Annotated in this window: 16 protein-coding genes; 10 read left to right on the plus strand and 6 right to left on the minus strand. The window is 64.1% G+C overall.

From position 1 onward, the window contains the following. Window positions 1–23 precede the first annotated feature (23 nt). The 10 genes from queC (at window position 24) to ACZ9XP_RS13960 (ending at window position 8,253) form a co-directional block, all read left to right on the plus strand. The gene (gene queC, locus ACZ9XP_RS13915) at window positions 24–719 is read left to right on the plus strand and encodes a 7-cyano-7-deazaguanine synthase QueC (RefSeq protein ID WP_147689129.1); all 696 of its coding nucleotides are present in this window, start codon (window positions 24–26) and stop codon (window positions 717–719) included. After that, window positions 716–1,726 carry a 6-carboxytetrahydropterin synthase gene (locus tag ACZ9XP_RS13920; protein WP_147689128.1) on the plus strand — a complete coding sequence of 337 codons (1,011 nt, stop codon included), beginning with the start codon at window positions 716–718 and terminating at the stop codon, window positions 1,724–1,726. Before queC ends, ACZ9XP_RS13920 begins: the two co-directional genes overlap by 4 nt. A 10-nt stretch (window positions 1,727–1,736) precedes the next feature. Further along, a complete protein-coding gene (gene queE, locus ACZ9XP_RS13925; RefSeq protein WP_017507205.1) occupies window positions 1,737–2,378 on the plus strand; it encodes a 7-carboxy-7-deazaguanine synthase in 642 nt (213 codons plus the stop codon). A gap of 222 nt (window positions 2,379–2,600) precedes the next feature. Continuing rightward, the gene (locus tag ACZ9XP_RS13930) at window positions 2,601–2,858 is read left to right on the plus strand and encodes a BufA1 family periplasmic bufferin-type metallophore (RefSeq protein WP_017507204.1); all 258 of its coding nucleotides are present in this window, start codon (window positions 2,601–2,603) and stop codon (window positions 2,856–2,858) included. Window positions 2,859–2,924: 66 nt separating this feature from the next. Further along, on the plus strand, window positions 2,925–3,773 hold the full coding sequence (gene bufB, locus ACZ9XP_RS13935) for an MNIO family bufferin maturase (RefSeq protein WP_147689126.1): 849 nt from the start codon (window positions 2,925–2,927) through the stop codon (window positions 3,771–3,773). Next, window positions 3,770–4,519, plus strand: coding sequence for an HvfC/BufC N-terminal domain-containing protein (locus tag ACZ9XP_RS13940; RefSeq protein WP_465188619.1), 750 nt, complete (start codon window positions 3,770–3,772; stop codon window positions 4,517–4,519). The genes bufB and ACZ9XP_RS13940 overlap by 4 nt, the downstream gene beginning before the upstream one ends. Beyond that, complete coding sequence (locus ACZ9XP_RS13945) at window positions 4,516–4,968, plus strand: DoxX family protein (RefSeq protein WP_465188620.1); 453 nt, start codon at window positions 4,516–4,518, stop codon at window positions 4,966–4,968. Before ACZ9XP_RS13940 ends, ACZ9XP_RS13945 begins: the two co-directional genes overlap by 4 nt. 49 nt (window positions 4,969–5,017) lie before the next feature. Then, window positions 5,018–5,863 (plus strand): phosphoserine phosphatase SerB, encoded by an 846-nt coding sequence (serB, locus tag ACZ9XP_RS13950; protein ID WP_438697317.1) that lies wholly within the window; start codon window positions 5,018–5,020, stop codon window positions 5,861–5,863. 3 nt (window positions 5,864–5,866) lie between these two features. After that, a complete protein-coding gene (locus ACZ9XP_RS13955; RefSeq protein WP_465188621.1) occupies window positions 5,867–6,379 on the plus strand; it encodes a hypothetical protein in 513 nt (170 codons plus the stop codon). Further along, the gene (locus ACZ9XP_RS13960; RefSeq protein WP_465188622.1) at window positions 6,376–8,253 is read left to right on the plus strand and encodes a sensor domain-containing diguanylate cyclase; all 1,878 of its coding nucleotides are present in this window, start codon (window positions 6,376–6,378) and stop codon (window positions 8,251–8,253) included. Before ACZ9XP_RS13955 ends, ACZ9XP_RS13960 begins: the two co-directional genes overlap by 4 nt. Window positions 8,254–8,313: 60 nt before the next feature. On the opposite strand, the gene mpl is transcribed toward ACZ9XP_RS13960, so the two are convergent. The 6 genes from mpl to gmhB all read right to left on the minus strand — a co-directional run bounded on the left by mpl (window position 8,314) and on the right by gmhB (window position 13,907). Then, window positions 8,314–9,693 (minus strand): UDP-N-acetylmuramate:L-alanyl-gamma-D-glutamyl-meso-diaminopimelate ligase, encoded by a 1,380-nt coding sequence (mpl, locus tag ACZ9XP_RS13965; RefSeq protein ID WP_465188644.1) that lies wholly within the window; start codon window positions 9,691–9,693, stop codon window positions 8,314–8,316. Window positions 9,694–9,778: 85 nt separating this feature from the next. Continuing rightward, window positions 9,779–11,173: a sodium:proton antiporter gene (locus ACZ9XP_RS13970; protein ID WP_147689120.1), complete on the minus strand. Its 1,395-nt coding sequence runs from the start codon at window positions 11,171–11,173 to the stop codon at window positions 9,779–9,781. A gap of 211 nt (window positions 11,174–11,384) precedes the next feature. After that, window positions 11,385–11,774: a lactoylglutathione lyase gene (gene gloA / locus ACZ9XP_RS13975; RefSeq protein ID WP_147689119.1), complete on the minus strand. Its 390-nt coding sequence runs from the start codon at window positions 11,772–11,774 to the stop codon at window positions 11,385–11,387. Between the two features lie 141 nt (window positions 11,775–11,915). Next, the gene (locus ACZ9XP_RS13980) at window positions 11,916–12,629 is read right to left on the minus strand and encodes a YgjP family zinc-dependent metalloprotease (RefSeq protein WP_147689118.1); all 714 of its coding nucleotides are present in this window, start codon (window positions 12,627–12,629) and stop codon (window positions 11,916–11,918) included. Further along, on the minus strand, window positions 12,589–13,359 hold the full coding sequence (locus ACZ9XP_RS13985; RefSeq protein ID WP_147689117.1) for a lysophospholipid acyltransferase family protein: 771 nt from the start codon (window positions 13,357–13,359) through the stop codon (window positions 12,589–12,591). Before ACZ9XP_RS13985 ends, ACZ9XP_RS13980 begins: the two co-directional genes overlap by 41 nt. 5 nt (window positions 13,360–13,364) lie before the next feature. Further along, window positions 13,365–13,907, minus strand: coding sequence for a D-glycero-beta-D-manno-heptose 1,7-bisphosphate 7-phosphatase (gmhB, locus tag ACZ9XP_RS13990; protein ID WP_465188623.1), 543 nt, complete (start codon window positions 13,905–13,907; stop codon window positions 13,365–13,367). Window positions 13,908–14,029 lie beyond the last annotated feature (122 nt).

The following is a 14,029-nucleotide window of genomic DNA, read 5'->3' on the forward strand; positions in this document are numbered from 1 at the left end:
CTCGACTGTTTTTCGACGGAACCATGACCAAGACACCTAAAGCCCTTGTCGTTCTTTCTGGCGGCCAGGACTCCACCACCTGCCTGTACTGGGCCCTGCGCGAATTCGGTGCGGCCAACGTAGAAGCCGTGACCTTCGACTACGGCCAGCGCCACCGCGTGGAGCTGGACTGCGCGCGCAAGATTGCCCAGCTGGCCGGCGTGCGCCAGACCGTACTGCCTATCGACACCTTTGCCGCCATCGGCGGTAACGCACTGACCGACGACAGCATTGCGCCGGAAGAAGGCGCCCGTGACGACGCCGACACCGCGCTGCCTAATACCTTCGTGCCCGGCCGCAACCTGGTGTTCCTCAGCTTTGCTGCCGCGCTGGCCTACACCCGCGGCATCGAGCACGTGGTGACCGGTGTGGCGCAAACCGACTACTCCGGCTACCCGGACTGCCGCGAAAACACCCTGAAGGCACTGGAGCTGGCGCTGCGCTTGGGCATGGATAGCCGCGTGACCCTGCACACACCGCTGATGTTCATGAGCAAGGCCGACACCGTGCGCCTGGCACAGGACGTGGGTGCCATGGACGCCATGGCCTGGAGCCACACCTGCTACAACGGCGAAGTGCCGCCCTGCGGCCGCTGCGCCTCGTGCGAGCTGCGCGCCAAAGGCTTTGCCGAGGCCGGCGTGGCCGACCCGCTGGTGGTACGTACCGGAGGTGCCGCATGAACGCCCGCCACCATCTGCTAGGCGCCGGTTTTGAAGCCGCGCGCAGCCTGCCGGGCGTGGGCGAACACGGCCACAGCTTTCGCGTGCAGCTTCGCACCGCCGCGCTGCCGGATACCCTGCCGGCGTTGCAAAACACACTGCAACAAGCGGTAGCGCCGTTTCACTACGGCAATATCAGCCAGCACCTGGCCGATGCTAGCGACCTGTCGCTGGCCCGCCACCTGCTGGCCGCCTGCGGCCAACCTGGCAGCCTGCACCTGGCCAGCGCGCCGGATCGTGGCGTGCTGCTGGGCGAAGATGGCCGCGAGTACGTGTACTTCGATACCCGCTTTGAAGCCGCGCACCAGCTGCCACACGTGCCACCCGGCCACAAATGCGGCCGCCTGCACGGCCACGGCTTTGGCGTGCGCATCGTCGCGGATGCGCGCCATGCCTCGCTGAACGACATCCTGCTGCAAGCCTGGCCACCGCTGTTTGCGCAGTTGAACCACCGCTACCTCAACGACATCCCCGGCCTGGACAACCCCACCAGCGAGGTCATGGCCGCCTGGTTATACCAGCAGCTGCAGCCGCGCTTGGCCGGCCTGGCCTGGGTGGAAGTACGCGAAACGCACACCGCCGGCAGCCAGTTTGATGGCCACACCTACCGCATCTGGAAAGAACAGCACTTTGAAAGCGCCGTGCCGTTTGACGCCGCCGGCAACTACACCGGCCACAGCTACCTGATCCGCTTGATGCTGCAAGGCAGCGTAGACCGCGTGATGGGCTGGGTACTGGACTTTGGCGACGTCAAAGACCGCTTCAAGCCCATCTACCGCCAGCTGGACCACAACCCGCTGGACAAACTCAGCGGCATCCACGCAGCCGACGCCGGCAGCGTGGCCGAATGGGTGCACGGCGAGCTCAAGCCGCTGGTACCAGAGCTATCGCGCATTGACCTGATGGAAACCCCGGAACAAGGCGTCTCGCTGACCTTCCGTGGCGACATGCAGTGGCCGTTGCTGTAAGGGGGTAAATATGGCGAACTACACCGTAAAAGAGATCTTCTACACCCTGCAGGGCGAAGGCCGCCAGGCAGGCCGCGCAGCGGTATTCTGCCGCTTTAGCGGCTGTAACCTGTGGAGCGGGCGCGAAGAAGACCGCAGCAAGGCCATCTGCCAGTTCTGCGATACCGATTTTGTCGGCACCGGCCCCGACGGCGGCAAGTTTGCCACCGCCGCCGAGCTGGCCGCGCGCATTGCCGCCACTTGGCCCACTGGCGCCACCGGCGGCCAACCTTATGTGGTGTTTACCGGCGGCGAGCCGCTGCTGCAGCTGGACGAGCCGCTGATCGACGCGCTGCACGCGCTGGGCTTCGAGGTCGCGGTGGAAACCAACGGCAGCCTGCCCGCCCCGCGCGGCATAGACTGGATCTGCGTGAGCCCCAAAGCCGGCGCCGACTGGGTACAGCGCAGCGGCCACGAGCTGAAGCTGGTCTACCCGCAGCCCACCCTGCTACCAGGCGAACTACCCGCCGACCTGCAGTTCGACCACCTGTACCTGCAGCCGATGGACAGCCCGCTGCAGCGCCAGAACACGCAGGAAGCCATTGCCTGGTGCATGGCCCACCCGGCTTGGCGGCTGTCGGTGCAAACGCACAAGGTCGTCAACATCCGTTAAGCCCGTGTCTGGCCATAGCGGCCAACCCTGCCTGACACCAACCCTGCCAGCTACACAGACAGGGTTTTGTTTTGCCCATCCCTGCCGTTACACAAGCCACACAAAAAGGCACTCGAAAATTTTTTTGCGGCAGTGTGTAATGAACTGCAATGTGGGCCGACTAAAGCTGGTAACGCGATACAACACGCGTTCCAAACCCACTTTCTACACAGGAGAATCACCATGTCCGCTACGTCCAAAACCCTGCTGGTTTCTGCACTGTCCGCTGCCATCGCCATGGCCGCCGTGAGCGCCCCGGCCGCCGCTGCCGACAAGGAAAAATGCTACGGCATCGCCATGGCTGGCAAAAACGACTGTGCCGCCAATGGCCACAGCTGCGCCGGCCAGTCCAAGATGGACAAAGACGGTACCGAGTGGAAATACGTGGCCAAAGGCAGCTGCACCAAGATGAACGGCACGCTGGAACCGATGAAGAAGTAAGCCTGCTGCGGCTTGCTGCATGACGGGGCTGCGGCCCCGTTTCTGTTTCTGCCCGGGTACCCTGCCATGACTGCCACCCTTCCCGCCTGCGCCGGTATCGGCCTGCGCCACCCGCACTACCGCCAGGTACTGGCCCAGCAGCCACCGCTTGGCTGGATAGAGCTGCACAGCGAAAACTTCTTCGACGGCGGCCAGCCGCTGGCCATGCTGCAACAGTTGGCCGCACGCTACCCGCTGTCGCTGCACGGCGTGGGCCTGGGCCTGGGCGCGGCCGCCCGCCCAGACGCCACCCACCTGGCCGCGCTACGGCGCTTGCTGGATGCCGTACCGGCGGTGGCGGTATCCGAGCACCTGTCGTTCAACCACGACGCCAGCCAGCGCTTTGCCAACGACCTGCTGCCCATCCCCTACACCCGCGCCATGCTGGAGGTGGTAGCGGCCAACGTGGCCGAGGCACAAGACGCGCTGGGCCGCCCGCTGCTGATAGAAAACCTGTCCAGCTACCTGGCCTACCCCGGCAACGACATGCACGAGGGCGAATTCTTGGCCGGGCTGGTAGAACGCACCGGCTGCGGCATTCTGCTGGACGTGAACAACCTGTACGTGAACCAGCAAAACCTGGGCACCGACGTGGACGCCTTTCTGGCCGCGCTGCCGCCGGATGCCATTGGCGAAATCCACCTGGCCGGCTACACCGAGCGCAGCTTTGACGACGGCAGCCGACTGCTGGTGGATACCCACAGCCGCCCGGTCTACCCGGCGGTGTGGCAGCTGTACCGTCAGATCATCGCGCGCTTTGGCGTGCGGCCAACCTTGATCGAATGGGATATTGATATCCCGCCGCTGGACACGCTGCTGGCCGAAGCGGCCACCGCGCAGGCCATCCTCGATCAGCACACGGAGGCTGCGCCATGAACGAAACCGCCTGGCAACACGCCCTGCTGGACGCCATCACCACGCCGCAGTGGCAGCCGGACCCGCGCTTTGCCGCCGGTGCGCTGGCGGTGTACCGCAACAACTACCGCGTGGGGCTGATGGAGATGCTGGCGCTGGTGTACCCGATCTGCCGCCAGCTGCTGGGAGACGACTTCTTCGAGGCGCTCAGCCGCGAATACGTGAAGGCCACACCGTCGGCCAGCGGCAACCTGCACCGCTACGGTGAGGGTTTTGCCGGCTTTGTCGCCGCCTTCGAACACACCGCGCACATCGGCTACCTGCCCGACGTGGCACAGCTGGAGTGGGCACTGCACCGTGGCTACTACGCTGCCGATGCCACGCCGCTGGCCATCGACACCCTGGCGGCCATCTCGCAGCAGCAGTGGGGTGAGCTGCGCTTTCGCTGCCACCCGGCCTGCCACGTACTGGACAGCGCATGGCCGCTGGCCAGCATTCACGCCCACCACCAGCCCGCCACGGCCGGCTGCGCCGTCAACCTGCACCAGGCACAGCCGCTGCTGCTATGGCGCAACGGCGACGGCATCATGCAGCTGCAGAAGCTGGCGCCCGGCCAGCCTGCCTTCTGCCTGGCGCTGCTGGGCGGCGCCACACTGGACGCAGCCAGCGCCGCAGGGTTGGCCGCATCGCCGGAGTTTGACCTGCAAGCCGCGCTGCTGCTGGTACTGCAGCACGGCGTCCTGTCTGCCATCAAGGAACCATCATGAACGCTATCACCACCCTGCTGCGCCGCAGCCAGCCTGTCACCCACTGGCTGGACACCTGGTTATTGCCACTGAGCCTGCTGGCGCTACGCCTGTACCTGGCACGGGTGTTCTTTCTGGCAGGTTTGACCAAAATCGAAGACTGGGACACCACGCTGTTCCTGTTTGCCGAGGAATACCGGGTGCCGCTGCTGTCGCCCGCCGTGGCCGCCGTATTGGGCACGGCCGGTGAGCTGCTGCTGCCGCCCCTACTGCTACTGGGCCTGGCCGGGCGCTTTGCCGCGCTGGGCTTGTTTGTGCTGAACATCATGGCGGTGGTGAGCTACTGGCACGCGCTGGAAGGCAGCGCACTGGAGTTCCACCTGCAATGGGGGCTGATGTTGCTGCTACTGCTGGCCACCGGCCCCGGCAAGCTGGCGATGGACGGGCTGATCAAACGCCGGTTTGGCTGAGGGCGTGGCATAATCGCAGGCAGTCTTTCATTACCCTGCTACCCACACCATGAGCGTTCGCCCTACCCTGGTTTTGCAAGCCCCCCATCTGGACACTGCCCGCATCACCGAGCTGGCCATTCTGGCCGGCACCGAGCCGGTGGCACCTGTTGACGGTGTCGCCCGCCTGGCTGCGGCCAACCCCGAGCGCCGCGAGCTGGTGTTGGCCCGCGCCAGTGGCCTGGGCGTGGACGCCAACTACGTGGACAGCCAGCGCCGCTTTGCCGATTTCGGCCTGGTCGTGTCCGACATGGACTCCACGCTGATCACCATCGAGTGCATCGACGAGATCGCCGACATGCAGGGCCTGAAGCCGCAGGTGGCCGCCATTACCGCCCGCTCCATGCGCGGCGAGCTGGATTTTGCGCAGTCGCTGCGCGAGCGCGTGGCGCTGCTGGCGGGGCTGCCGGAAAGCGCGCTGGCCCGTGTGTACGAAGAACGCCTGCAATTGATGGCCGGTGCCCGCGAGCTGCTGGCGGCCTGCCGCGAACACGGCATCAAGTTCATGCTGGTGTCCGGTGGCTTTACCTACTTTACCGAGCGCCTCAAGGCCGAGCTGGGCCTGGACTACACCTACGCCAACCAGCTGGAAATCATCGATGGCAAGCTCACCGGCCGCGTGGTGGGCGATATTGTCGATGCGGAAGCCAAGCGCCGCCTGCTGATAGAAAAACGCAGCGAGCTGGGCCTGGCGCCGGAACAGGTGATCGCCATGGGCGATGGTGCCAACGACCTCCTGATGCTGGCCGAAGCTGGCGTAGGCGTGGCCACCCACGCCAAACCGGTGGTGAAAGCCCAGGCGCAATACAGCCTGAGCGTGAGCGGGCTGGACGGCATCCGCAAGCTGTTCCTGTAAGCCATGTCTGCCCCCCTGCTGCTACCGCTGGACACTGTCAGCTTTGATGCCGAGCTGCCGCTGGCCTACCAGCCACAGGCCGATGCCCAAGCCATTGCCCAAGCCTTGCTGGGCACACGGCTGGCCTTGTCCATTCTGGCCAGCCCGGCAGACAGCACCGAACAAGCCGGCACCCTGCAGCGCCTGGAAGCCAAGCTGGACCTGGCGCTGGAGCTGGCGCTGCAGCAGCGCTACCCGCAGGCCGGCGCACTCACCCCCTGCCGCATCGGGCTGGAAAGCCTGTGCTGGCTGCACCCCGCACCGCTGGCCGTCGGCAGTAGCGGCATTGTCTTGCTGCAGCCGCGTACGCCTTCGGCGCTGACCCTGCAGCTGCCGCTATGCATTGACCTATGCCAGGCGGCGGGCCAAGGCTACGCCATCCAGGCCAGCTGGGCAGACAAGCTGGGCGACGCCCAGGCCGACTGGGAGCGCTGGGTGTTCCGCCGCCACCGCCAGGCCATAGGGCGCCGGGCATGACGCCATCCACCCTCCAACAAGCCGAGCAAAGTGCCCTGCGCATGAGCCGGCTGCTGCCGGTACTGTCGGCGCTGTTTTTATTGCTGCTGTGGTCGGTGGTCGTGGAAACACTCGGCGAGCGGGCCACCTTTGCCCGTCAGCGCATCCATACCGAGCAACACAGCTGGCTAAACCAGGCGGTACGGGGTATCGACACCCGCCTGCAGGCGCTGCGCGAAGACATGTTGCTTTACCGCGAGCCGGGCGACGGGCTGGCACGCCAGGCCAATGGCTTGTACCCGCTGGAAAGTGGCCGCCTGTGGCTGGTAGATGACACCGCGCAAAACCAGCTGCACGGCGAACCGCAAGCACTGGACAACACTGCGCAGGACAATGTGCGCCAGCTGCTGCAGCAGCCGCTGGTAGACGGCAAGCTGCTGATCATCGATGCCAGTACCCCGCGTGACCCCGAGCGCTTGCAGATTGTGGTACCGCAATGTGACCAGGGCGGCTGCCACGCCGCGCTGACCGGCCATGTCCGTTTTAGCGAGCTGCTGGACAGCGACCTGCTGGCCGACGACCCGCATATCGTCCTGACCGACAGCAGTAATAATGCGCTGCTCAACCACGGCAACAGCCCGCAAAAGCTGGAAAGGTATCTGGAAAGCAAGCTGCTGCACACCAGCCAGGCCCAGGCCGAGCTGGCCACCGTTCCCCTGCAGCTCAGTGTGCACCTGCCCCCGGTGCGCTACGCCGAGCCCTTTGTGCTGTTTGCGCTCTACCTTATCGGTGCCGCTACCCTGATGAGCGGGGCACTGGTGGTGATTCTGCTACGGGTTGGCCGCAGGCTGACCTTCATCCTGCAGCGCAGCGAAGAAGTGAACCAGGCCACCCACCTGCTGACCCTCACCAACAACAGCCTGCGCGACCGCCTGCGCAAGCTCATCGAAGAACAGCGCGACCAGCAAACGCTGATCGACACCGTGCAGGTCGGCGTACTGCTGATTGATGCCGAGCACAAGATCGTGATTACCGCCAATGAAGCGGCCAGCCGGCTGCTGGGCTACACCCGCCAGGCACTGTACCGCCGCACGCTGGAAAGCCTGTTTACCTCGCCCTTGCAATACACCCAGCTGCTGGCCCTGCTGCAAGAGCAGCAACAGCTGAACGAGCGCGAAGTGGAGCTGAACACCCGCCACGGCGAGCGGCTATGGAGTGTGCTATCCATGCGTGCGCTGCTGTTTCGCGAGCGCAACGCCTATGTCCTGAGCTTTGTGGACATTACCGAGCGCCTGCTGCACGCCCAACGGCTGGAAGAAGAAAAGCAGGCTACCGAGCGCGCCCTGTCTCAGCTGCAGTCCACCCAGCACGAGCTGTACCAGCGCGCCACCTGCGACGACCTGACCGGTATCGCCAACCGCCGTCATTTACTGTCCGGTGCGGGCAAAGCGCTGGAACTGGCGCGGCTGGACAACCAGCCCTATAGCGTGGCGGTGCTGGATATCGACCATTTCAAATCCATCAACGACCAGTACGGCCACGCCAGCGGTGACATCGCCTTGCAGCGCATGACGCAGTTCATCACCGCCGCCCTGCCAGCCGAAGCGCTGTTTGGCCGTATGGGTGGCGAAGAATTTGCCATTACCCTGCCAGGCTACGGCCTGAACGAAGCGCATGCGCTGATAGACAACATCCGCCAGGGCCTGGCCGCACAAGCGATACAGATCGACAGCTACACGCTGCACATCACCTTTTCGGCAGGCGTGGCCGAACGCAAACGCCACAGCAACCAGCTTTCCGAGCTGCTGAAAATCGCCGATCACGCCATGTACCAGGCCAAGCACAACGGCCGCAACCGCGTGGAAAGCGCTTTGCAGGGCCCCGACGCGCACTGAAGTTGGCCGCATGAAAAAAGCCACCTTGCGGTGGCTTTTTGTTTTGGCGCTGAGCCTGACCTAAGCCAGCGCGGCCAGCAGCTTGCCGTGGATGCCGCCAAAGCCGCCATTGCTCATCACCAGTACCTGGTCGCCTGGGCGGGCTTCGGCCACAATAGCCGCCACCAGCGCGTCGATATCGTCAAAGCAGCGCGCCTTGTCGCCCAGCGGCGCCAGCGCCTCGTCCACGCGCCAGCCTAGGTTGGCCGCACCGTAGCAGAACACCACGTCGGCATCCTGCAGGGAGCCCGGCAGTGCGGCCTTCATGGTGCCCAGCTTCATGGTGTTGGAGCGCGGCTCCAGCACGGCCAGAATACGCGTGCTGCGGCCAACCTTGTGGCGCAGGCCGGCTACCGTGGTGGTAATGGCAGTGGGGTGGTGGGCAAAGTCGTCGTACACGGTGATATCGCGCACGGTGCCTTTTACTTCCATGCGGCGCTTCACGCTCTGGAAGCGCGACAGCGCGTCGATGGCCACCGCAGGCGTAACACCCACATGGCGGGCGGCGGCAATGGCGGCTACGGCGTTGAGGCGGTTGTGTTCGCCCGGCACACCCCACACCACGCGGCCTTGCCGCTGGCCATCGAGCAGCACATCGAAGCTGCCGTCAGCGTCGGCCGCACCGGCTTGCCAGCCGCTGTCGGTACCGAAGGTTTCTACCGGCGTCCAGCAGCCACGGTCCAGCACGCGCTGCAGGCTGGCTTCGCGGCCGTTGGCCACCACCAGGCCCTGGCCGGGCACGGTACGCACCAGGTGGTGGAACTGGGTTTCGATCGCCGCCAGGTCGGCAAAGATATCGGCGTGGTCGTATTCCAAGTTATTCAGCACAGCGGTGCGCGGGCGGTAGTGTACGAACTTGCTGCGCTTGTCGAAGAAGGCGGTGTCGTACTCGTCGGCCTCGATCACAAAGAACGGGCTCTGGCTGGCCCCGTCTTGCGCCGGGGTACCCGGCAGGCGGGCAGAGATGCCAAAGTTTTCCGGTATGCCGCCAATCAGGAAGCCCGGCGCCAGGCCGGCGTCCTGCAGGATCCACGCCAGCATGGAGCTGGTGGTGGTCTTGCCGTGGGTACCGGCCACCGCCAGCACCCATTTGTCGTGCAACACGTTTTCGGCCAGCCACTGCGGGCCGGAAATATACGGCAGGCCACGGTCGAGGATGGCTTCCATCAGCGGCTTGCCGCGTGTCACCACATTACCCACCACAAACACATCGGCGCCGATATCGGCCTGCTCGGCACCAAAGCCTTGCATCAGCTCGATGCCCATGGCTTCCAGCTGGGTGCTCATCGGCGGGTAGACGTTGGCATCGCAGCCGGTCACCTTGTGGCCGGCGGCTTTGGCGATGGCGGCGATACCGCCCATGAAGGTGCCGCAAATACCGAGAATATGGATATGCATGATGTGCTGCAGACAGAAATCGGGAAAGGCAGAAGCATACCGCAAAGCCGCCGTGGCTTGGTGGCCACGGCGGCTTTTACGCGGTGTATCAGAAGAACAGCCAGGTTTGCAGGACGAACAGCGGCAGCAGGAACACCATGGACCACACCATGTAGCCAAAGAAGCTAGGCATCTTGATGCCACGCTGCTCGGCGATGGCTTTCACCATGAAGTTCGGCGCATTACCGATATAGGTGTTGGCACCCATGAAGACTGCGCCCATCGAGATGGCCAGCAGGGTTTGCGACAGCGGGCCCATCAGCGTAGCGGCGTCGCCGGAAGCCAGGTTGAAGAACACCAGGTAGGTCGGTGCATTGTCCAGGAAGCTGGACAGGATACCGGTCATCCAGAAATACATGGCATTCAGCGGGGCACCATCCGGGCCAGTGACCACGCCTACCAGCGGTGCCAGCGCGCCAGCCTGGCCGGCCTGCAGCACAGCGATCACCGGGCCGATGGTGATGAAGATACCGGCAAACAGCTTGGCCACTTCCAGAATCGGGTCCCAGTTGAACTCGTTACCGGCGCGGACCTGATGCGGGGTAATTTTCAGCGAGATGGCGGCAATCAACAGCAGCAGGCCATCGCGCACCAGGTTCTGCAGCGCCACCGGGGTGCCCATCACATCGAAGCTGATGCCCGGCTTCCAGAAGCCCGATAGCAACACCGCAGCGATAATGGCCAGCAGCAGCGGGATATTGCGCAGGCCGTACAGCTTGATGGGCGCATCGGGGGTCTTGTCCTTCGGCTGCACGCCTTCCTTGCGGAAATAGTAACTATCCACGGCGTAGAACACTGCCAGTAGCACCACCACCGACAGCAAGACCGGCAGCGCCATGGCCGACACCGTCCAGAAGAAATCCACGCCTTTCAGGAAGCCCAGAAACAGCGGCGGGTCGCCCAGCGGGGTCAGCCCGCCACCAATATTGGCCACCAGGAAGATAAAGAACACCACCACGTGCACATTATGCTGGCGGTTGTCGTTGGCCTTGATCAGCGGGCGGATCAGCAGCATGGCAGCACCGGTAGTGCCCATCAGCGACGCCAGCACCGTGCCCAGCGCCAACAGGCCGGTATTCAGCGCCGGCGAGCCGTGCAGATTGCCCCACACCAGAATGCCGCCGGACACCGTGTACAGCGCAAACAGCAGCACCACGAAAGGAATGAACTCGGCCAGCAGGGCATGTACCACCAGCGCCGCACTGGTACCGGCACCAAAGCTCAGGGTGAAGGGCAGCAGGAACAGCAGTGTCCAGGCGGCGGTGATCTTGCCGAAATGGTGGTGCCAGAAACCGGGGGCAAAAATGGGAAACAGCGCAATGGACAGCAGGATACCGGCGAAGGGTAGGCCCCAGGCCAGCGATAGCGTGGCGCCATCGAGGCTGGCGGCCTGGGCCAGGCCAGGTAGCAGGCCAAGCAACAATGCAGAGGTAAAACGGGTCATCAGGGCTCCTTGTGCTGGCGGCGTCACAACCGCTCTTTTTTGTAACAGAATGTTTTGTGACCGCAGTTTAAACGATTAATTCCGGAATCGGTTTGCCACAAAAGCAAAAATCGTCACCCCGGCAGCTAGCCGCAGACGCAAAAAAGCCCTTCAGCATAGCAGAAGGGCTGTAGATGACAGCGGCAAGCTCGCCGCCGCGGGCGGGTAGCGCTTAGCGCGTCCCTTTCTGGATGAACTCGATCTTGTAGCCATCCGGGTCTTCCACAAAAGCAATCACGGTGGTGCCGTGCTTCATCGGGCCGGCTTCGCGTACCACCTTGCCGCCCTTGGCGCGTACGGCGTCACAGGCGGCGTAGGCGTCCGCCACTTCTACTGCCAGGTGGCCAAAGGCGTTGCCCAGCTCGTAGCTGTCGGTATCCCAGTTGTGGGTCAGCTCGATCACGCTGTTGCTGTCTTCGTCGCCGTAGCCGACAAAAGCCAGGGTAAAGCGGCCTTCCGGGTAGTCGTGGCGGCGCAGCAGGGTCATGCCCAGCACTTCGGTATAAAAGGCAATGGAACGGTCGAGCTGGCCGACACGGATCATGGTATGCAGCAGGCGCATGGGGTTCTCCGGCAAATAAGTCTGTGCACAGCTGGCATACGGCCAGCGTACAAAGGTGTCAAAGGTTGGCCGCATGGCGGCAAGAACGGGCAGATGGGGGCGCGGTGGCCAAGTTAAAGCCAGCCGGGCAGAACAGGCTGTTCAGCCGTAGCGAAACAGGCTGTCACCATGGGTTTTCAGCCACTGGCGTGCAGGCTGCCAGCCGGGGTACAGGCGCCCGACTTCGGCCCAGAATGCGGGTGAATGGTTCATGTGGCGCAGGTGCGCCAGCTCGTGGGCAATCACGTAATCCAGCACCGCAGGCGGCGCCTGCACCAGGCGCCAGTTCAGCCGGATAATGCCCTGGCTAGTACAGCTGCCCCAGCGCGTGCGCGCCGACGATAGCGCCCAGCCGGACAGCGGCCGTGCCGCGTGCGCTTCCCATGCGGCCAACCTGCTGCAAAATCCCTCGCGAGCCTGTTTTTGCAGCCAGGCCACCACCGCTGCGGCCAACCTGGCAGGCTGCTGCAGGCCGGGGCCCGCCAGGTGCAGCACTTCGCCATCGATGCGGGCGCGGTGCCGCGTGCCCTCTTCCACCACCAGCTGTAGCGTATGCCCGGCCAGCATCACCGTGCCGCGGCTGGCTTCGCGCCGGTGTTCTTCGGCCTGGTGGCGCGCCAGATGCGCCATGATCCAGTCGCGTTTGCTGGCCAGAATATCCTGCAGCGCGGCCAGAGATACCGCAGGCGGGGCGATCAGCTCTACCTCGCCATCGCGTATGCGTATGCCCACGCTCTGCCGCGCGCGGCGCGTGAGCCGCACCGCCAGCGGGCCGTCAGGCAGGGTGAGGCTGAGCGGCGCGTGCTTTGCGTTCATCAGGGTGGGCAAACGGGCCAACGCCGCCAATCTCGCGCTGGCGCGCTTCGATCCAGGTTTCGGCGGCCTTCATCATGGCTTCGGGGCCGGCGTAGTGGGCCGGGAACAGCGCCGGGCCGATCACCACCGTAATTTCCCCCGGGTGTTTCAGAAAAGCGTTGCGCGGCCAGAACTCGCCGGCGTTGTGCGCTACCGGCACCATGGGCATATCAAATTGCACCGCCATGCGCGCAGCACCCAGTTTGTACTTGCCAGCCAGGCCCGGGCGAATGCGCGTGCCTTCCGGGAAGACGCTGATCCAGAAACCGTGCTGTTTGCGGTTCAGGCCTTGCTCCAGCAGGCGACGGTTGGCATTGGCGCGGTCGGAACGATTGATGGTAATGGGGTTGGTCAGCGCCAGGCCCCAGCCAAAAAACGGAATCATCAGCAGCTCGCGCTTGGCGACAAACACCTGTGACGGGAAGATTTCCTGCAGCGACAGGGTTTCCCAGCCGGACTGGTGCTTGGCGCAAATGATGGCCGGCTGATCGATAATGTTTTCCTGGCCGATAACGCGGTAGCGCAGGCCAACCACATGCCACAACAGCCAGGTGAGCACGCGCGCCCAGCTTTCACCCACCAGGTGGCGGCGGCGGCGTGGCAGCGGCGCACACAAAAACAGCACCGCACAGAACAGCGGGGTGAGGATGGCCACCAGCAGCCAGTAGATCAGGTTACGAATCAGCAGCATGACACTTAGTTGTCCAGGTTGATCAGGTAGTCTGCCGCGTCGAACAGGTCGTCGAATACCTGCGTGCCGGCAGGCAGCCCGCCTTTTTCCAGCGTGCGCAGGCCCTTGCCGGTACGCACCAGTAGCGGCAGGCCGCCAACGTCGGCCACGGCCTGCAAATCGCGCAGGCTGTCGCCTACCATGGGCAAGCCGTCGCCGCGCACATTAAAGCGTTCCATCACCTCGTGCACCATGCCGGGCTTGGGTTTGCGGCAGTCACACTGGTCGTCGGCGGTATGCGGGCAGAAGATCACCGCATCGATACGGCCGCCAGCCTGGTTCACCAGACGGTGCATTTTTTCGTGCATGGCGTTCAGCGCGTGCATGTCGAACAGGCCACGGCCGATACCGCTCTGGTTGGTGGCCACCACCACGCGCCAGCCGGCCTGGGTCAGGTTGGCAATGGCTTCCAGGCTGCGTGGCAGCGGCTGCCATTCCATGGTGTTCTTGACGAAGTCGTCGCGATCCTGGTTGATCACGCCGTCGCGGTCGAGGATGACAAGTTTCATGGTGTCCTTTTAGGCCACGAAAATTAAAATGCCTTTTTCGCCACGAAAGCACACAGAAAACACGGAAGCTACCACCCGGCAACGTGCCGTCTTCTGTGCCTTCCGTGTGTGTCCGTGGCGAA

The sequence above is a fragment of the Vogesella perlucida genome, from assembly GCF_979366545.1.